This window comes from Salmonella sp. 32100201201700099SM, from assembly GCF_017572645.1.
Taxonomy (GTDB): domain Bacteria; phylum Pseudomonadota; class Gammaproteobacteria; order Enterobacterales; family Enterobacteriaceae; genus Salmonella; species Salmonella enterica.
This window is the reverse complement of record NZ_JAGERQ010000001.1, coordinates 35,044-52,251: the sequence shown is the minus strand read 5'-3', so window position 1 is coordinate 52,251 and position 17,208 is coordinate 35,044. Positions and strand designations below refer to the sequence as shown.

Annotated in this window: 18 protein-coding genes, 2 tRNA genes and 1 pseudogene; 7 read left to right on the top strand and 14 right to left on the bottom strand. The window is 47.7% G+C overall.

Annotation, left to right across the window (positions count from 1 at the left end; translation table 11 throughout):
• Window positions 1-223: 223 nt before the first annotated feature.
• The 6 genes from J4685_RS00260 to J4685_RS00235 all read right to left on the bottom strand — a co-directional run bounded on the left by J4685_RS00260 (window position 224) and on the right by J4685_RS00235 (window position 3,946).
• Complete coding sequence (locus J4685_RS00260; protein ID WP_000190263.1) at window positions 224-1,072, bottom strand: MerR family transcriptional regulator; 849 nt, start codon at window positions 1,070-1,072, stop codon at window positions 224-226.
• A gap of 68 nt (window positions 1,073-1,140) precedes the next feature.
• On the bottom strand, window positions 1,141-1,734 hold the full coding sequence (locus J4685_RS00255; protein ID WP_001562706.1) for a helix-turn-helix domain-containing protein: 594 nt from the start codon (window positions 1,732-1,734) through the stop codon (window positions 1,141-1,143).
• A gap of 144 nt (window positions 1,735-1,878) precedes the next feature.
• On the bottom strand, window positions 1,879-2,667 hold the full coding sequence (gene aadA, locus J4685_RS00250; RefSeq protein WP_000175807.1) for a cryptic aminoglycoside nucleotidyltransferase ANT(3'')/ANT(9): 789 nt from the start codon (window positions 2,665-2,667) through the stop codon (window positions 1,879-1,881).
• Window positions 2,668-2,775: 108 nt separating this feature from the next.
• Window positions 2,776-3,423 (bottom strand): metal-binding protein ZinT, encoded by a 648-nt coding sequence (gene zinT / locus J4685_RS00245; protein ID WP_016504863.1) that lies wholly within the window; start codon window positions 3,421-3,423, stop codon window positions 2,776-2,778.
• 111 nt (window positions 3,424-3,534) lie between these two features.
• Window positions 3,535-3,611: transfer RNA gene (locus J4685_RS00240), tRNA-Arg, on the bottom strand.
• An 8-nt stretch (window positions 3,612-3,619) separates the two neighbouring features.
• Entirely contained in the window at window positions 3,620-3,946 is a 327-nt protein-coding gene (locus J4685_RS00235) for a four-helix bundle copper-binding protein (protein WP_001183699.1), read from the bottom strand.
• 193 nt (window positions 3,947-4,139) lie between these two features.
• On the opposite strand from J4685_RS00235, the gene J4685_RS00230 reads away from it, so the two are divergent.
• Window positions 4,140-5,273, top strand: coding sequence for a mechanosensitive ion channel family protein (locus J4685_RS00230; protein ID WP_000456060.1), 1,134 nt, complete (start codon window positions 4,140-4,142; stop codon window positions 5,271-5,273).
• 81 nt (window positions 5,274-5,354) lie between these two features.
• Here the strand turns inward: J4685_RS00230 and J4685_RS00225 are convergent, their stop codons facing one another.
• From J4685_RS00225 to J4685_RS00205, 5 genes are read right to left on the bottom strand one after another with little or no spacing between them, the layout of a single operon-like run.
• On the bottom strand, window positions 5,355-5,945 hold the full coding sequence (locus J4685_RS00225; protein WP_000947467.1) for an ATP-binding cassette domain-containing protein: 591 nt from the start codon (window positions 5,943-5,945) through the stop codon (window positions 5,355-5,357).
• The gene (locus tag J4685_RS00220; protein ID WP_000950212.1) at window positions 5,939-6,736 is read right to left on the bottom strand and encodes an ATP-binding cassette domain-containing protein; all 798 of its coding nucleotides are present in this window, start codon (window positions 6,734-6,736) and stop codon (window positions 5,939-5,941) included. Before J4685_RS00220 ends, J4685_RS00225 begins: the two co-directional genes overlap by 7 nt.
• A complete protein-coding gene (locus tag J4685_RS00215; RefSeq protein WP_000966640.1) occupies window positions 6,730-7,542 on the bottom strand; it encodes an ABC transporter permease in 813 nt (270 codons plus the stop codon). Before J4685_RS00215 ends, J4685_RS00220 begins: the two co-directional genes overlap by 7 nt.
• Window positions 7,532-8,506 (bottom strand): ABC transporter permease, encoded by a 975-nt coding sequence (locus tag J4685_RS00210; protein WP_016505386.1) that lies wholly within the window; start codon window positions 8,504-8,506, stop codon window positions 7,532-7,534. Before J4685_RS00210 ends, J4685_RS00215 begins: the two co-directional genes overlap by 11 nt.
• Entirely contained in the window at window positions 8,506-10,140 is a 1,635-nt protein-coding gene (locus J4685_RS00205) for an ABC transporter substrate-binding protein (RefSeq protein ID WP_000946098.1), read from the bottom strand. The genes J4685_RS00210 and J4685_RS00205 overlap by 1 nt, the downstream gene beginning before the upstream one ends.
• Before the next feature lie 681 nt (window positions 10,141-10,821).
• On the opposite strand from J4685_RS00205, the gene J4685_RS00200 reads away from it, so the two are divergent.
• Both J4685_RS00200 and J4685_RS00195 read left to right on the top strand, forming a co-directional pair.
• On the top strand, window positions 10,822-11,136 hold the full coding sequence (locus J4685_RS00200; RefSeq protein WP_000182479.1) for a TRL-like family protein: 315 nt from the start codon (window positions 10,822-10,824) through the stop codon (window positions 11,134-11,136).
• Window positions 11,137-11,284: 148 nt separating this feature from the next.
• Window positions 11,285-11,815 (top strand): cytochrome b, encoded by a 531-nt coding sequence (locus J4685_RS00195; protein WP_000929978.1) that lies wholly within the window; start codon window positions 11,285-11,287, stop codon window positions 11,813-11,815.
• A gap of 81 nt (window positions 11,816-11,896) precedes the next feature.
• Here the strand turns inward: J4685_RS00195 and J4685_RS00190 are convergent, their stop codons facing one another.
• Window positions 11,897-12,859 (bottom strand): sialidase family protein, encoded by a 963-nt coding sequence (locus tag J4685_RS00190; protein ID WP_011233067.1) that lies wholly within the window; start codon window positions 12,857-12,859, stop codon window positions 11,897-11,899.
• Between J4685_RS00190 and J4685_RS00185 the strand changes: the two are divergent.
• Window positions 12,827-13,024, top strand: a pseudogene (locus tag J4685_RS00185) (MliC family protein); the annotation flags it as partial. The gene J4685_RS00190 and the pseudogene J4685_RS00185 overlap by 33 nt on opposite strands.
• A gap of 747 nt (window positions 13,025-13,771) precedes the next feature.
• Here the strand turns inward: J4685_RS00185 and J4685_RS00180 are convergent.
• Window positions 13,772-13,848: transfer RNA gene (locus J4685_RS00180), tRNA-Arg, on the bottom strand.
• Between the two features lie 390 nt (window positions 13,849-14,238).
• Window positions 14,239-14,796, bottom strand: a complete 558-nt coding sequence (gene pagC, locus J4685_RS00175; RefSeq protein ID WP_000789473.1) for a virulence membrane protein PagC — start codon at window positions 14,794-14,796, stop codon at window positions 14,239-14,241.
• Window positions 14,797-15,600: 804 nt separating this feature from the next.
• On the opposite strand from pagC, the gene pagD reads away from it, so the two are divergent.
• The 3 genes from pagD (at window position 15,601) to J4685_RS00160 (ending at window position 17,131) form a co-directional block, all read left to right on the top strand.
• The gene (pagD, locus tag J4685_RS00170) at window positions 15,601-15,864 is read left to right on the top strand and encodes a virulence protein PagD (protein WP_010989183.1); all 264 of its coding nucleotides are present in this window, start codon (window positions 15,601-15,603) and stop codon (window positions 15,862-15,864) included.
• A gap of 131 nt (window positions 15,865-15,995) precedes the next feature.
• Complete coding sequence (gene cspF, locus J4685_RS00165) at window positions 15,996-16,208, top strand: cold shock-like protein CspF (RefSeq protein WP_011233070.1); 213 nt, start codon at window positions 15,996-15,998, stop codon at window positions 16,206-16,208.
• 401 nt (window positions 16,209-16,609) lie between these two features.
• Entirely contained in the window at window positions 16,610-17,131 is a 522-nt protein-coding gene (locus tag J4685_RS00160) for an RICIN domain-containing protein (protein ID WP_011233071.1), read from the top strand.
• Window positions 17,132-17,208: the final 77 nt, after the last annotated feature.

Genomic DNA, 17,208 nt, shown 5'->3' with positions numbered 1-17,208 from the left:
GGCGGCAAGGGAGTGAGTCCCCAGAAGCATAGATAACTATATGACTGGGGTGAACGACAAATCTGCCGGGAGCAGATTTGAACGTCGCGTGCGACGGCCCGTCAGGGCGAGGCCCATGGATGGGCCGAGTAATCCGTAGCCAACACATAAGTAACTTGGAGTATGAAGAGTATAAACAAGGGAGGGGTTTACTCCTCCCCTGTTCGTTAATAATGCAGATGCCTCAACGTGCGGTGCCTGATTTTTCGTAGCCGTTTGCATGGATTTGCGGTGCAACATGCTGCATGCTTTCTGGCATCTCATGCTGCCGATATACGGCTGGCAGTAATGTTAAGCCTGAGCCATTTTTCACATGAAGACTAAATTTACCCGATTCTTTTAAAGCCTGAATAAGATTTTCCTGCGCGGGAGTTAATGTCTCATCATGCCACAGAACAATATGCTCGAAAGACGTTGATAAAAGATCGGGCATCGGCGCCTGCCAGGGGATGACTTCAACTCGCATACCTTCACTACAATATTTAATCGTTTCCAGCCATAGCTCAATGGGGTCGTTCAGCGAAAACGCAGCAATAAGCATTGTGCCTGCTGGCGCCTTTCGTACGCTACTTAGCTGAAACGTGGCGTATTCAATAATCGCAGTATCCAGTAATGCCTTTTCAAATCGGCGTGCATCATCATCGCCTGCGGACAACCACAGCCGTAAAGGACGCAGTATTGACTCAATTACGATACACGGCGGAATTTCCCGACCATAACGCCAGAGTAATTTTCGCAATTTGGCGGGTTCGAATTTTCTACACTGCGCTAAAATCTCTTCCTGGTAGAATAACCATCCCGAGCGGCAATGCGTTTCTTCACCATAGAGGGCAGGTTTAATCTCTTTTAATGAAAAGCCTTTGCTTAACGCGTCGATAATATGCTGTATTCTGATAGCATCTTCTATGCAATAAAAACGATTGCCAGCTTCATCTTTGGTAGGTTGAAGCAGGCCATAGCGTTCCCAGGACCTGATATTTGCTGTTGTGACACCACACTGCGCCGCCATTGCGCTAATACTAAAAGTAGCCATGCCTGTCTGGCCTCATGATGATGTAAGAAAGCATAGTGAACCTAAACGCCATCAGAAGCAAATCATTATTAAGCAATGACCTTACTATTTACACGGGAAATTACATTATCAACATTATTTATTGTAAGCCAGTGCGTAAAGGCTTTAGAAACGGACAGTATTTGATAGTCCAGAACTGTTCTACAACCTAATTTAGTCAGAACATGGTAGCGTACTGAGTAAATAGTTTTTAAATGTACATTCAGCTCACAGCTTATTTGTCGGATATCCATTCCTTTAACAAGCATCGCCAAAACATTTCTTTCATTCGCCGTTAATCTGACTTTCTCTGACCTGGGAAAAAATTGACCAGCAGCGGCCAAAATCAGTAACTCACGCCACTCAGCAATAGAGGCATCGACCTTTATTCGATATATAGCATGATGTTCATCAATAAAGTTATATTCATTATGGGTAACAATTCCAATGAGTACCGTTTTAAATGTGGAAGTAATATACTGCTGTACGGTGTAGTAATCGTCGATATCAAAAATAATATAATTTACGTTACCAGCTATTATTGCGACGTCCTTAAATAAGGACTCCAGACCATAATTAAGAAACAGGTTTTCGCTCAATAGTCTTGTATCTGTCTTTAAAACAGATGATGCGGAACCAGTCATATCCACCTCAACAAAACGAGAGCCATGTGGGAATATCCATTCGATGGCCCGCATAAGATCATCTGCTTACTTCAGCGATGAGAACCTATTAAGTAGTAGTTGAGGAACGCCGTTTGCGCAACCTGACAGACGTCCTGGGGCATCTTATGTGAACTGCGTGGGGATGTGCGTTTTCGCAAAATCCACAAAGCGTACGACCGCAGGCAGCAAAATATGCCAGTCCTGTTGCTCCAGACCTAAATATTCACGCTGCGCCGTACGCAACGTGGCAGCATAATCTTCTGGCAACTGAGGTAACAGCCAGTCAGCCGCCGCATCCTTAGAGGTAAATCTCCCGGTAGAAAGAGTGTACCAGATACGCGCCAGGGTTAAAACGATATGATACTCATCTCCCTGCACATCTGCCGTAGATTGCCAAAGGTCGAGGGGATAACGCAAGGCCTTCAGCAACTGCGCCGCAGGGGCTGGCGTGAACAGCCGTTCCGCGCGTTCTCCCTTTAGCGGTATACTGGTTTCCAGAATTTGGGTTATCAGTAACACCATGTCCCAGTCCTGTTGCGCTGGTTCATAAATCCCCTGACAAATGTCCTCTCTTAGCCACTCGCCAAATTGCATTTCCCTGGAAGGTGGAAAACACCAGGGGACCAGCTGCGAATAAAGCACGACAGTGACCTCCAGAGCGCGTTTTTCTGCCGACGCCCCCGGCGGCGATGAAAGCGCCAGCAATTCCTGCATCAGCGTTGCGCGTTGGGTCTCCGTCAGCGGCTGGCATATTGTCACCAGCAGATCAATGTCGCTGTTTGGCTTCAGACCGCCCGCGACAGCGGAACCATATAAATGAATAGCACGCAACGTATCGCCTGTGACACGAGTAATCAGGCGACACGCCGCTTCCGTTTGGCATTGAATCGAGGGCGGTATGGACAGCGTCATCGTTGCTCCGGGGGCGCAGGTATTTTTTATATTGATTGCCAGAAATATGGCATAACGGCAGAAAAAAAGCTCGCTATTCATAGCGAGCTTTTAACATTGCAATCAGACTTAATGATGTAGCATTTCGTCAACGACCTCATTCGCCTTTAACTGATAAGGATAATAGGTAGGCCAGTTTTCCATCTCTTGCAACAATGTCTGCTGCGAGGTATTTCCCATAAAGATATGGAAATGCGCCGATTTGCGCGGGGCAATGATATGATCGCTAAACTGAACATATTTAGGCGCTTTGCTATTCGCATCTTTACATTCGAACAGATAGCGCACCCCTTTTTTACCCGATGCGTAAGTCAGAATTTTATAGCCGGCATAATTGTATTTACAGGATGCAACGTTATTGTCGCGATGGAATTCTATAACGCCATTTTCAATGCCGATAGTCTCAACATTCGTCGCGTATCCTTTGCGATAATACGCTTTAATATCCTCAAACGTTTTCTCCGGGTCTTTCTTCGCCTTTTGTCTGAAGACAGGGTCCAGCTCGCCGCTGACCAGATAAGGATAGACGGATTGCCACATACCATCCCAGTCGGTGAGCGCGCGATCGCGTACATTAGCATCATCAAACACGCCCGCTGCCGCTTTTTGCTCAACCTCCGTCATCGGCGCGCCATGAGCATGATGACCATGCGCGAAGGCAGGACTATTCACCAACAGTATTCCCAGAAGCATTGTCAGTTTTTTTAAATGAATCACCAAAACGTTCCCCTCATCTTTCTTAGAAAGATGATTGTTATATTATAACATTGCATTTATTTCAACAGAAACTCAGCGGCCACCGCGCAGGTGGCCTTTTTTGATATCAACTGGTCCGCCATCGAGGAATTGAACCCCGAACCTTAGAGGTAGAAGCTCTATGCTCTATCCGGTTGAGCTAATGGCGGAAGAAAAATTACGCGGCCATTTTAAGGCAGGCGTCTGCGCATTGGCTGCATGCCCGCGCGCAATTCTGGCAATGATCGTGATCGTGCCTTGCACACTCTTCGGCGCAGGCTTTGCAGATATCCGCGCACAGGCGGCATAATTTTTGTGAGTACTCGCTTTCCAATGCCATAAATTGCGCCGCCAGGCGACAAATGGCCGCACATTGCATATCTAACTGGATGCAGTGCTTCATCATTTCGACGTTATCTTCACGCAGACAAGAAGAGGCGCAGATATCACACGCCGCCGCGCATTCATAACACTGCTCAATACACTCACGATGTTCTTGTTGCATAAATGACTCCTTATTTTATTAAGAGGAGTAGATAAGTCTGCACAGAAACGCCGGGATAGCCAAACGGCTACCCCTCTTTTTCATACTTTTTGAACAAAAGTGCTGAATAAAACAGCAATAGTAAAGCCGGAAATCGGCCTCCGTGATGTGACGTCTATACTGTAATGTTCATCTGCTTTTCATCGGAGGTAAAATGGAGTATTTAGCACGACTAAATATCGTTGCGATGCTGATGTCAACGACGTTCTGGATCAATCTGGCGGTCGTTTTTTTCGTCACCCTCATTACTTACTGGCTCATCAACTGGCTACTTAATGTGGTCTATAAAGCGCTACAACGCCCGGATAAAAAGGATGATGCTCATGGGCGGCTGCGGCCTATTGTTTTCGAGATGCTGAAAAAGACCAGTAAGATGCTCATCTTTTTTGCCGCATTTCTCTTTAGCCTGCGCTTTGTCGCCCTGCCCGACCGGTTATTCTCTCCCCTCTCTCACGCCTGGTTTTTAGTGGTTGCGATTCAAATGGCGATTTGGCTTGATCAGGGCGTACAGTCATGGATGCGTCATTTACTGTATGCCCCAGGCTCCAATAAAAACCCGGTGACGTTAGTCATTCTTGGTATGATTTTGCGCGTGCTCGTCTGGTCTATGATGTTGCTCTCCATCCTGGCGAACGTCGGAGTGGATATTACCGCACTGGTAGCCAGCCTCGGCGTGGGCGGTATTGCTATTGCCCTGGCGGTACAAACCGTTCTGAGCGATGTCTTCGCTTCGCTGTCGATTGGTTTCGATAAGCCCTTCGAGATCGGCGATTTCGTCGTCTTTAATGATGTAGCCGGTACGATTGAACATATCGGTTTGAAAACCACTCGCATCCGTAGCCTCAGCGGCGAACAGATCGTTTGTGCGAACGCGCAGTTGTTGCAGCAAACCATACACAACTATAAGCGGATGCAAACGCGTCGTATCGTGTTTACTTTTGGCATCGCCACTGCGACACCGCCGGAAAAGTTACGCCTCATCGGCGATATGGTGAAAAAGATTATTACCGATGTCGGCGAAACACAATTCGACCGCGCCCATCTACTGGCCTTTGGTCAGGATCGGCTGACCTATGAGGTGGTGCATATCGTCAATACCGCGGATTACAATAAATACATGGATATTCAGCAAGAGATAAATATCCGTATTATTGAAAAACTCATTGAGAATGATATCGAACTGGCGCTGCCAAGTCTGGTCGTCAGAGCTCCTGTACAGGTTGAAGAGACCAGGGACTACAGTAATACCGCTGATGCAAAAAAAGCAGATAAACGCGTCATGCAGTAAAATCTCTGCCGACAATAACGGGAACCCATGGGTTCCCGGTGCGTTAACGGCGACACGGCAATGCGGAGAAACGACTTGCGGCTATTCCACCTGTAAATGGCGGGTACAGACTTGATCAAGTAGCGCAGACTGATGACTAATCACCAACATCCCTAATGAACGGCTGCGGCACACCTCAAGCACGTATCCCCATATCGCTTTTTGAATAGACGGATCGAGTTGCGCCGTCATTTCGTCGGCAATCAGAAAACGCGTTCGTGGGTCAAGCGCGCGCAGTATCGCAATACGCGCCAACTCCCCGCCTGAGAGCTGCATTGGCCGACGCGTCAGCCACTCGGGCTGCACATGCAAACGCCTCATCGTTTCCGGGTCAGGCTGCCAGGCATCACGTACAGCGTCTCCGGCGCTTCGCCAGGGATTAAACGTCAGTTCAGGATGCTGGGGGACCAACTGTACCGGACAATACTGATGCAGGGGTAACGGGCTGCCGTCCAGCAGAACATCGCCCGCCGTCGACTTTTGCCATCCGGCCAGGACGCGCCCCAACGTTGTTTTCCCCGTTCCGCTTGGCGCATGAATTCCTACCCGTTCACCGGCAGAAATCGTAAACGTCAGGTTCTGCCATAAGACTTTCCCGCCCTGACGAATAACGAGGTCGCGGCAGCTTAGCATTCTATTCCCTCTCCGGTCGGCATAAATAACGGGTTTAGTTCAGGCAATGCTTGCCATTGCCGTTTTAACGGTTCACTCATCTCTTCCGGCTGTAACTGCTCGCAGCGGATATTGTCCGTGATATAACCCTGATGCAGCGCCACAATGCGATCGGCATACCGCGCCGCCAGCAGCAGGTCATGAGTCACCCACAGCACGCCGCATCCCCGCTCGCAGAGACCTCGCAAGTGCTCAAGCAACTGGTTTGCCAGTGCGGTATCAAGCCAGGCGGTGATCTCATCCGCGAGGATATAACGAGCCTGGCTGAGCGAGGCGTGGCACGCCAGAATTCGTTTAGCCATCCCGCCAGAGAGCTGGCGGGGAAAGCGTTCCAGGACTGTCGGTTCAAGATCGCTTTGCTGTAATAGCTGTACCATCTGCGTCTCATCCCAGGCGCGTCCGGTCAGATGACATGCTCTGTTCAAATGTTTTCTGATATTCAGCATGGGATTAAGCGCCTGTACCCCCTGCGGCACGTAGCTAAACGTATTGCCCCTAAGCTGCCTGATGGTATGTCTGTCCAGCCGGTTGCCATCAAGCGTAATCTCCCCCCGAAAGCGTAAGTTTTCCGGCAGCAGATCGAGCAGGCATTGCAGCAGCAGACTTTTTCCCTCCCCGCTGCCGCCAACCAATGCCACCATTTCGCCGGGTGCGATATCAAAAGAGACATTCTGTAATAACGGCGACCAGCGTCTCGTGCCATACCAGCGATAACGCGCGCTTTCCAGCGTAACCTGTTGTAAACTTAGCATACGTCACTCCTTAGCCACAGCCGCTGAATGGCGCGCGCAAACTGATCGAAGAGCATCACCAGCGTGAATAACATTAGGCCGGGAAACAGCACCAGCCACCAGTTTCCATGGCTAATAAACCGTAACGCATCCGCCAGCAACAGCCCCAGCGAAGGCTCATGCGGCGCCAGCCCAAACCCCAGAAAACTTAACGCCGCGCTGTGCAATACCGCATGAGGAAACATCAATAACGTTCCCGTCAACCATTGCGGCAATAGCGCCGGAAAATAGTGATATCGCCAGCAATAAAGGTGTCCATGCCCCAGACGATAGGTCAATGTCAGGTAGTCACTCTGCGCTACCCGCTCCGCGTCGGCGCGCAGAATCAGCGCCAGACGGGGCCAGTGCGTTAACGCCACGGCCGCAATGACGCCGCTTTTACCGCCGCCGAGCGTAAAACAGATAAGGATCAGCAAAAGTAAATGCGGCATGGCGAGCATAGCATCGGTTATCAGCCGCACCAGGAGGTCCAGCCGGGGATGAATGCGCGCCACTGCCGCCATCACTAACGCGATAACGCCGCTGCACAGCGCGGCGCCAACGCCAATTTGTAAACTGGTGAAGGCCCCCTGAAAGCAACGAAGCCATACATCGCGCCCCAGATTATCGGTGCCAAACCAGTGCTGGATATCAGGCGACAGATGCCGGGCAAGTAGATTAACCTCTGGCGGCTGGCTCAACGTGGCATAACCGTATCCGGCAATAAACAGCAGACAGGTAACGGAGAGGATCAGACGAAACAACGTCGGGGCAGGATTATAGAGCATCGGGACGCTCCAGCGATCGATTAAGCCCCACCACAAGCCAGGCTGAAATCGTATTTCCGGCAAACACTAATAGCGTACAGAATAAAACGATCCCCATGAGCAGCGGAACATCGCCACGCAGGCCGGCATCGATAGTGGCCTGTCCCAGCCCCGGATACGCAAAGACTTTTTCTGCCAGTAACGCCCCCCCCATCAGTTCGCCCAGAGAAGCAAACTGTAAGCAGAGCGCTGGGGTAATCGCATGACGTAACACCTGGTGACATAACAGCGACCATCCTTTATCCCCCTGAGCACGCGCAAAACGAATAAATTCGCTCTTCATTACGCTGGCTATTTTTTCTCGCGTATGCAGCGCAATTTGCCCCATGCCCAACAGACTTAACGCACATACCGGCAACACAAGATGGCGTAAACGTTCCGATAAAAGAGCTGTTCCTGCATTATTTCCGGGGTCCCAGGCGCAACAAACAGGTAATACCGGCCAGCGGACGGCAAACAGCGCCAGCAACAGCATTGCTATCCAGAAAGTGGGCAACGATGACAATAAGTAGCTGATACGGCAAATCATCTTATCCGGCCAACGGTGGAGAAAACGTCCGGCCAGAAAACCCAATGTTACGCCCAGCACACCAGACAATAGCCAGGCGCCTGCCAGCAGCGCGAATGACGTCGCAAAACGTTCCCGGATCACGCTGGCGACAGGCATGTTGAACAGCATGGAATACCCCATGTCGCCCTGGAGCAGACGCCAAAACCAGTGACCGAAACGCTCCCACAGCGGCTGGTCAAGCCCCCAGCGCGCCGCAATCCGCGCATATTGTTCTGGCGGAACATGGAGCAGATCGTTGCCAATATAAGCACGGATAGGATCAACGGGCGAAAAGCTAAGCAAAATGAAGGTGCCAGCAGCCACCAGCACCAACAGAATAATCAGCCGCAAAAAATGACTGAAGAACAATTTCATCACCGACAGGTCCAGGTCCAGTCATCAAGATTGTTTAACACCGACCAGCTACCGTGGATTTCTGGCGCGCCTTTTCCCAGATCAATACAGGGGTTGGCCAGATAGGTATGCTGAATATTAAGCAGCCATGCCCATGCCGCATCGCCCTGGACGCCCGCGCCCTGCTTCCCATCCCACTCAACCTGCTGCCAGAAAGGAATCGCCTTTTGCCAGTCAGGCGCATCTATAGCCTGTTTCAGATGTGCTTCTACCGCAGGGTTGCTGTAATAGCCCGGGTTATAATATTCCACACCAGCGGCTTTCCCGCTGTAGTGATGGAAGAGTTCCATCGGGTCCAGACTTCCCCAGCCAAACAGCGTAGGGTTAGCGTGCATATGGCGCTCTACGGTTTCCCAGCTTCCCGACTGCAACGAGACGACAATGCCTAAAGGCTGTAACATGGCGCGCACCGCTTCGGCCAGATCCCGCCGGGTGCTGTCGCCACTGGCATACCATAAGGTCAGACGCGCTTCTTTACCTGCTTTTTCACGCACGCCCGCACGGTTTATCTTCCAGCCAGCCTCTTCCAGGATGGCGCGCGCTTTTGCAATATCGCCATCGCTGAATATCACTGAAGGATTTTGCCACGGCAATCCCTGCACCGCGCTATAAGCGGGTATCGCATGGCCTTCCATCACCTGTTCCGCCAGTTGCTTACGATTAATGGCATAGTTAATTGCGCGTCTGATAGCGACATCAGCGGTTACATCGTTGCCGACAGGATAACCGTTAGCATCCTTTTTACCGGCAGGCACCATCGGGAAGACAATGCCCCGGTTTTCAACGCTATCGCGTACCCAGAGTTTAAGATTATCCTGCTGCGGGGCCACCGCCATAGAAGGGGCAATGCGCACCAGTCCCAACTGTCCGCTGCGCGCGGCAGCATAAGCATTATCTTCATCCAGAAAGACAAAAACCAGTCGGTTAAAGTCATTCTTTTTACCCGCATACCAGGGATTAGCTTCAACGATCAGTTGCTGACCCGGCTGAAAGCTGACCAGTCGGTATGGACCGGCGCCTATCGGTTCACGGGCGAACGTTTTTTCATCATAACGGCTGGCCGGAACAATCCCTAACGATCCTAATACATTCACAAAGGTGCTCTGCGGATGGCTCAGCGTCATCTCAATTCGGCGCGCATCCAGCGCTCGCGCATGACTAAAGTTGCCCATGTCAATTTTACCGCCGCTCTTCGCCGCTTTGTTATATGTAAAAACGACATCTTCGGCAGTTAATGGCGAGCCATCGGAGAATTTCAGATCGGGTTTTAAGGTCAGTATCCAGGTTTTACCATCGGGGCTGGTGTCCACTTTTTCCGTCAGTAAATTACCCCAACTCATATCGGCGTTTTGCTTGAGCAACGGCGCATGAAGCAATAAGTAACTGCCGTGGCTCCAGCCCAGCATAGGATCAAATCCTTCCGTTGGCTCAGGGCCAATGGCCAGCTTTAAGGTATGGCCATCTGCCGTGTCCGACGCGGCGAAAAGCGGCGAGGTGAATGCCAGAGCCATCGCGCACGTTATGAGCGCCAGTTTGCCTTTAATCATCAGTTTACCCCAGATTATACGTTGTTTTTGTTTCTCCCGGCGCAGCATAAACGTCGGGAGACCTCCTGAGGACGGCATTATGGCGAGCATTTGTAAGGAAAAAATTGATGCAGAACAGAAAGTATGACGATCTTTTAAAAACATCATACGCACAAACGTCGGGAGCGCCAACGTGGGCTAAAGGCCGCTTTTGACGGGGATAAAACGCAAGGGAAATGACGCCAGGAATACCGGGTTAATTAACGCCATCTTATTCTCTTATTTCCTTTCTATTCTGTATTACGTCTTCCCATCCGACGCTGTTCATTTTCTCAACGTTATTAGTCAGTACTGAAACGTAAGAAGGTATCGTAATTAGCGCTTCCTGGCTTTAAACCTAAACCAATATTAAACGAACCGGGCGTTAATGAAACTTACCAGCAGAACGCCAGTCATATGGCAACCCGATGAAATGACATGCTATGGAGTCCAACCGAAAAATGTTAACGCCGCCAGGGCTCGTGATGATTTTTTTAGCCGTACTGTTCTCATTGCTGACAGGATGCGCAAGTTATAAAAACACGGCATGGGGAATATATCCGGCTTCAACGGATATTTGTCCATCAGGTACGACATCAACAGGAGGGTGCAAAGAGTAATATCGCATATTTAATATACACCACTTTTTAAATGACTGTCCGGACATTTTCGGACGGTAAGTTTTCTATTAATTTATAATGGACTAATCCCATGACAAATAAAAAACACATTTTTTCAATTATCTTTATTGGTTCTCTTTTAACGGGGTGTGCTACAGGACCATCACCGACAGGGATTGGCTTATATACGGATGTTAAAGGGCCAATTACTGCCACGAGTCTCCCGGCAACCAAAACCGGTAAAGCGTGTGCGCAAACGGTATTGGGTATTGTAAATACCGGCGACGCATCTATTGATTCAGCGAAAAAAGCGGGCGATATTTCTTTAGTGTCGAGTGTTGATTATGAAACTACAGGCTCATATCCGTTTTATGGTAAAACCTGTGTTGTCGTAAGAGGACAATAACAACAGTAAGCCGGCGATGCCGCCGGCTTTTTATCCCATTTTACGTGCCGCTATCTCTGTCTGTTCCTTGCGACTCAGCCCCCGCTTTAAGGTTCTGTTAAGATTTTACGCATACCCTACAAGCAGTTGTTAATAAAGGATAATAATAATGGCACATTTCTCAAGACTGCAAATAACACTTCACTGGTTAACACTGCTCCTGACAGGCATCGCATATGCGGCTATTGAGTTACGGGGGTGGGCGCCAAAAGGCTCCAGCGTTTACCTGTTTATGAAAGACATGCACTATGACATGGGCGTTCTGGTCTGGGCGCTGATGTTTTTACGGTTATATCTTAAACACAAATACCCGAATCCGGTCATTACGCCTCCCCCTCCTCACTGGCAGCACGTGGCCGCTAAATTAATGCATATCGCGCTTTATCTCACTTTTCTCGCCTTACCGCTGCTGGGCGTCGCGATGATGGCATCAGGCGGGAAAAGCTGGAGCTTTTTTGGTTTTACTGTACCGGTATTTTTGACGCCAGATAGCACCCTAAAATCGGATATAAAGCGTATTCATGAAATGCTGGCCAATATCGGCTATTTCCTGATTGCCATGCATGCAGCAGCGGCGTTGTTTCACCATTACATACAAAAAGACGATACATTTTCAAGGATGTTACCCGGTAAATCATGACTATTTCGGCCATCCCGGCGTGAGAGAGCACGCCGGGCAAGGCATTATTATTCAGCGCTATCGGTTTCGACTGATAGCGCCTTACACCGTTTGTAATCGACAATATACGATATTTTTCCGGTTCCACGTGTAGGTGATATGTACGACGCCGCCCTCGCTAATAATAGCGGGATAAGAATACTCACCGTGGTCACTTTCCAGGTCCAGTAGCGGTAGCCATGATTCGCCATTATCATGGGAAGCAATCAGTGAAAGCGGATAGCGCTTTCCCCAGTTGCCGTTGACCGGATTTAACGCAAGAATCAGCGTACCGTCCTGCATACTAACCAGATCGATACCACTATTATTATTCGGTAAAGATGTCGCGCGGGCAACAGACCAGGTAGCGCCATAGTCGATTGAATCACTGCGAAAAATTGCCCCGCGTGTGCTTCGTAACAACATATGGATATGCCCCGAAGAAGACTCCCACAGCGTAGGCTGAATAACGCCATCCCAGCGCAGGAGGTTTTCCAGACAACATTCCCACAACATCCCCTTTTTTACACCATCCCACAACGCTACGTTTGTCCCGGAAATAGCGTTATCAGGCTCCAGCGGAACAAAAGAGATATTCCAGTGTTTTCCTTCGTCAGAGGATCGATCCACAAATGCCCTCCACCGTTCAGGACTTTCAATCGACCCTGGCGCAATCCAGGCGCCATTTGATGCCAGCAGGAGTTTATTTTTTACGGGACCGCGCGGCAAAATATCATCGTTAACCAACGGAGCTGGCGTACTCCAGGTAAATCCTCGATCGCTGGAGATGATAAACCAGGTTTTCCACACGTGTACGTCGCTGCCTACTTTATAAAATAACCACAATTTATCCGACGGGTAAAATAACACCGGATTCCAGTGCGCTTCCCCCTCGCGTGCCGCCACTCGCTGCGGTGTTGTCCAGATATTATGTTCATAGCGAGATAGCCAGATGGCTGTATCTTCGCTTCCTTCGCGCAACCCCGCGAACCCGAGGCTGGAAACGCCTATGCGATTATCAGTCAGGTAAACGAGATGATCCCGATGCGGTTAATGAAAATGGCCTCCGGAGCAAATTACGAAGCCATAGACAAAAATTATACTTACAAACTTTATACCAAAGGCAAAACGGCTGAACTGGTGGAAGGTGATGATAAACCTGTTCTCAGTAACTGTTCCTTAGCTAACTAACCTTCAGAAATGCCTGAAGGCTCATCAGGCATTTCCACTTCAACCTTCCTGTAACGTTAAAGAATATGTGAATCACTACCGTAGGATAATGGCTAATTAGTAACCACTTTTAAACATGGTTAATCCTATTTTTAAAGAAAAGTTCGAACTGTCTGAATTGTCGTTGTTGAGTGTTTAAATGTTTTGCTTTATTAAGTGACCCAGGTAGAATTCGCAGCGGCTGGTAACCATTCATATTCGCATTATTGAACAATCATCGGCCAACCGCGCCAGGGTCTTGCATACGCTCTGGCGCGGTTAAATCCCCAGGCCATAAACGAAATCACTGGTTTCTGTTATTGCTCGTATCTTTCACGTTAACCTGCATTATGCTTGCCCACCTGATGTAAAAACACAGCTCTGAACCATAGGGTGTGAATTTCATTTTATAAAAAATTGCGGTGCCGGGTGCCTCCCGGTGAACCATACCACAGTCAATATGGTTCGCGAGGAACATTAACTATTTGACTGGACGCCCCGCCGCAAAGGGGGATTCACCGCATAAGAAAAATCTACAACTCACAAGTAATAAAAGACAATAACATTTTTGTGCATTTTTTATAAATGACTATCTTGTCACGTAATAAATGAAATTATTCTGTAACAGGATTGCAAGACAATACTTATTCAAAACTGAAGTGGTCAGTGGGAGTCGAACCCACATCATCAGCCTGACACTGAGGTAATAACATTATACGATAACCACATTGGACCGCCACCGAGGCCTCGAACCTCGCACCATCAACTTAGGAGGTTGATGCTCTATCCAGCTGAGCTAGTGGCGGCTGGGGACTTCTGCCAGGCGCAAAAAAGGTGCTCTCCTGGATAAAATACATACCTTGCTACTTTTTAGTAGTCGTTCAACGGCAGGTACAATATGCGAAGGCGATCACAAAATCTTGATGACATTGTGATTAATTCCAGGAAAATTTTTCAGAGTGAATCCTGTGAGATCTGGCGTTATTTACACCAGATTTTCCTTCCTGCTTATCACCTACCTGAGCAACCTTGATTGCTTACCACAATCCTTTATCTGTGCTTATGCTGGTGAGATATTATGTACAGCGTCACTATGACGAAGAGAGAAAAGACAGGCAGGTACGTGTTACTGGTAAAGAAGCCCTGTTTTGTAACTGGCGGTGCGGAAGGCGAACCTTCCGCATAGCTTATGCTTTTCAGAAACGGTATCCAACTCCGACGTTGAAGCCGTTTATTTTTGTAGAGGAGATGTTGCTTCCTTCATACCCAACATCGACGACGATATTCTCCAGCGGATTCATCTGTACACCCGCGCCCCAGGCAAATCCCGTTTTCCTTGAGGAAATTTTGTTAGAAAAAGAATCGCCATCCTGAGTGGCATGTTCTTTAAATGTCGCCTTTACCGTGCCGACACCTGCCAGCGCGTATAACGAAAAATTGTCAGACAATCGATAGGCTGGCCCAACCATTAAAGAACCATATTTCACCTCAAACTTGTCATGGTAATGGATACCTTCAGACTCAATAGACCCGGAAGCCTGGCTGTCTCCATATAAGTAACTTAGCGAGGAAATAAAACTTACCGGAGAGTCATCCTCATAACGGTATTTCACATTTACCCCTCGGATATTTTTGAAATCCTGAACTTTACTTTGTGCATACCCCACGGAAAAGGCGTTAGTATCGGCCTGTGCAACATTTACAACCAAAACGCTTGTAGTAATAACTAAAGTGGATAAAATAATATTTTTCATAACAACTCCTTAATACTACTTATTATTTACGGTGTGTTTAAACACCTGCAGTACCGATCCGGCATTCAGTTATCGCCACTATGCCGAATCGACAAACCACGAATAATTCACCGCTATCGCTCCTGATGCGTTTACTTCCTGAAAGATATTTTTACTACCGAAGCGCTCTATCGCTCATTAAGGTAACCGGTTCTACAATGTCATCTCACTTTTATATATTTGAATGCTAATTTTTCTCACGCATATATATTTAACAGAAACCATAAAGTGTTTAGCCACTATAAAACAACAAACACGTCATACAAACTTTTGATATTTAAAGAAAAATATTACAACCACATTAAGAAGCCTGACGCTGATCGGCTAAAAAAATGTCATTAAGCAAACTCGCCATATAACCAGAACATATCGCATTGTGCTTCACAGTCCTCACGTGACGCTCCAGACGAAATGCCGTTACATGCCATCGCTGGCACCGTAATCCTATTCACCATGATGTTCAGCATGCTTTATTCCCGCTCCGATTCAATCTTTTAATATGTCTATCAGTTACAACATTTCTTGTTATAAGAATAGAATCAACACCACAATTCAAACATAAATTTCACCTGTGTTGAGAGAGAATTTACATTCCAGAAAAATAATAACGAACGCAAATATTGAATACTCGATAAAAAAGTCTATTTTGCTATAAAACCCATTATTATTAAGAGTGGTTAACTCTTCGTTGAATAAAAAATGCCAATGACGTCCCATAATTCATTAGATGAACTTCACAAGTCATTACATATAACAGGAGGTGCTATGAAACATCATGCTTTTATGCTTTGGTCATTACTTATTTTTTCATTCCATGTTTTGGCCAGTTCAGACCATTGTTCTGGTTTACAACAGGCATCATGGGAAATTTTTATCTACGATTTTGGTAGTAAAACCCCGCAACCACCTACAAATACCGATAAAAAGCAAGCCAGGCAGATTAGTTCACCATCCTGCCCGACAGCAAAACCCATGATGTCCGCACCAACCAACGACGCCAGGAAAGGGAATACTTTCTCCAGAACATAATGTTATTTATCTACAATGGTGCCGAACGACTACTTTTAGCCATCCGGAAATCTTGATTGCCATCAAATATAGCTGGCATTATTTTTCCTGACGTGTATAGTGCGCCTCGTTATCCCCATTAAGGAATTTGTTTGTCTCGTAAAATGACAGGAATTGTCAAAACCTTTGATTGTAAGAGCGGTAAAGGTCTCATCACCCCCTCCGATGGACGCAAAGATGTTCAGTTCCACATTTCAGCATGTCGCCTACACGAAACAGAAGCGCTTATCCCCGGTATACGCGTTGAGTTTTGTCGTATTAATGGCCTCCGCGGACCTACCGCCGCCAACGTTTATCTTTCATAATTCGTCACTCGGCATTTTTTCAGAAAAATTTAGCGAGCCCGTATACCTCCGCAGTCTGCTATGAGGCTTTGCCTGAATTTCAGTGGCGAAAATCTAAAGGATTTATTTTGCTAATGACTCCTGTGACCTCTTTTATCATATATCGGGTGTCCCCCCCTTCTCACTTTTTTTAACGTGAAGAAATGTACAGCCGTTTTTCACTGTGATAGCATCTAATATTGCAAAAGTATTTAACGCTATATACCCATCGTCACAGGAGTGGCTGGCTGCGCGCATTTAACCGAAGTATTTATGTGATTCTATCGGAATTATCTCTATTGCCGCTCAATGCTACATCATATTCAGTGGGTATAAATCGCCAATATAGTTGTAACGCTATTTATTTTTAGGGTAATAATTGAATGACTTTGCTTTCAGGAAAAACCACACTGGTTCTCTGCCTCTCCTCTATTTTATGTGGATGTACGACGAACGGCTTACCCGCACCTTATAGTATTAATTTGTCGTTCCCGGTCATTACACAAAACCAAATTAATTCCGGTGGTTATTACATAAATGACGCGGAACAAATTCGGACAACTGATGGTCTGTGCCTTGATACAGGTTCAGATCAACAGAATCGTTTGACGCTGCGGGAGTGTAAGCATGTGCAATCTCAGCTTTTCTCATTTCACCGAGACAGAATCACGCAGGGTGAGAAATGTCTGGATGCCGCAGGACAAGGTACAAAAGAAGGCACACCAATCATTCTTTATTCATGCACGGGTAATGATAACCAGCGCTGGCTCACTGATGATAACAAAATTAAGGGGAAACAGAGCCGAAAATGCCTGGGCACAAATAGCATTATTGTCAGAAAAGGCGACCCTGTTGTGTTGGCCGATTGCGATTTTAGTCGCGCCCTGGAATTTACCATCAGGTAGCAGGACACCGCTGTGAAGAGAGAGCCGCTAACCTCATGACACAACAACAGGTTAGCGACCTTTACTTCCACGTGCGG

What these genes read in the sequence shown, in the direction of transcription:
- J4685_RS00210 (WP_016505386.1), bottom strand. Translation starts at nt 8,506, where the DNA reads ATGAAATTGTTCTTCAGTCATTTTTTGCGGCTGATTATTCTGTTGGTG.
- J4685_RS00160 (WP_011233071.1), top strand. Translation starts at nt 16,610, where the DNA reads ATGACTTTGCTTTCAGGAAAAACCACACTGGTTCTCTGCCTCTCCTCT.
- aadA (WP_000175807.1), bottom strand. Translation starts at nt 2,667, where the DNA reads ATGACGCTGTCCATACCGCCCTCGATTCAATGCCAAACGGAAGCGGCG.
- pagC (WP_000789473.1), bottom strand. Translation starts at nt 14,796, where the DNA reads ATGAAAAATATTATTTTATCCACTTTAGTTATTACTACAAGCGTTTTG.
- J4685_RS00230 (WP_000456060.1), top strand. Translation starts at nt 4,140, where the DNA reads ATGGAGTATTTAGCACGACTAAATATCGTTGCGATGCTGATGTCAACG.
- J4685_RS00200 (WP_000182479.1), top strand. Translation starts at nt 10,822, where the DNA reads ATGACAAATAAAAAACACATTTTTTCAATTATCTTTATTGGTTCTCTT.
- J4685_RS00195 (WP_000929978.1), top strand. Translation starts at nt 11,285, where the DNA reads ATGGCACATTTCTCAAGACTGCAAATAACACTTCACTGGTTAACACTG.
- J4685_RS00235 (WP_001183699.1), bottom strand. Translation starts at nt 3,946, where the DNA reads ATGCAACAAGAACATCGTGAGTGTATTGAGCAGTGTTATGAATGCGCG.
- J4685_RS00255 (WP_001562706.1), bottom strand. Translation starts at nt 1,734, where the DNA reads ATGACTGGTTCCGCATCATCTGTTTTAAAGACAGATACAAGACTATTG.
- pagD (WP_010989183.1), top strand. Translation starts at nt 15,601, where the DNA reads ATGAAACATCATGCTTTTATGCTTTGGTCATTACTTATTTTTTCATTC.
- J4685_RS00225 (WP_000947467.1), bottom strand. Translation starts at nt 5,945, where the DNA reads ATGCTAAGCTGCCGCGACCTCGTTATTCGTCAGGGCGGGAAAGTCTTA.
- J4685_RS00215 (WP_000966640.1), bottom strand. Translation starts at nt 7,542, where the DNA reads ATGCTCTATAATCCTGCCCCGACGTTGTTTCGTCTGATCCTCTCCGTT.
- J4685_RS00220 (WP_000950212.1), bottom strand. Translation starts at nt 6,736, where the DNA reads ATGCTAAGTTTACAACAGGTTACGCTGGAAAGCGCGCGTTATCGCTGG.
- J4685_RS00260 (WP_000190263.1), bottom strand. Translation starts at nt 1,072, where the DNA reads ATGGCTACTTTTAGTATTAGCGCAATGGCGGCGCAGTGTGGTGTCACA.
- J4685_RS00205 (WP_000946098.1), bottom strand. Translation starts at nt 10,140, where the DNA reads ATGCTGCGCCGGGAGAAACAAAAACAACGTATAATCTGGGGTAAACTG.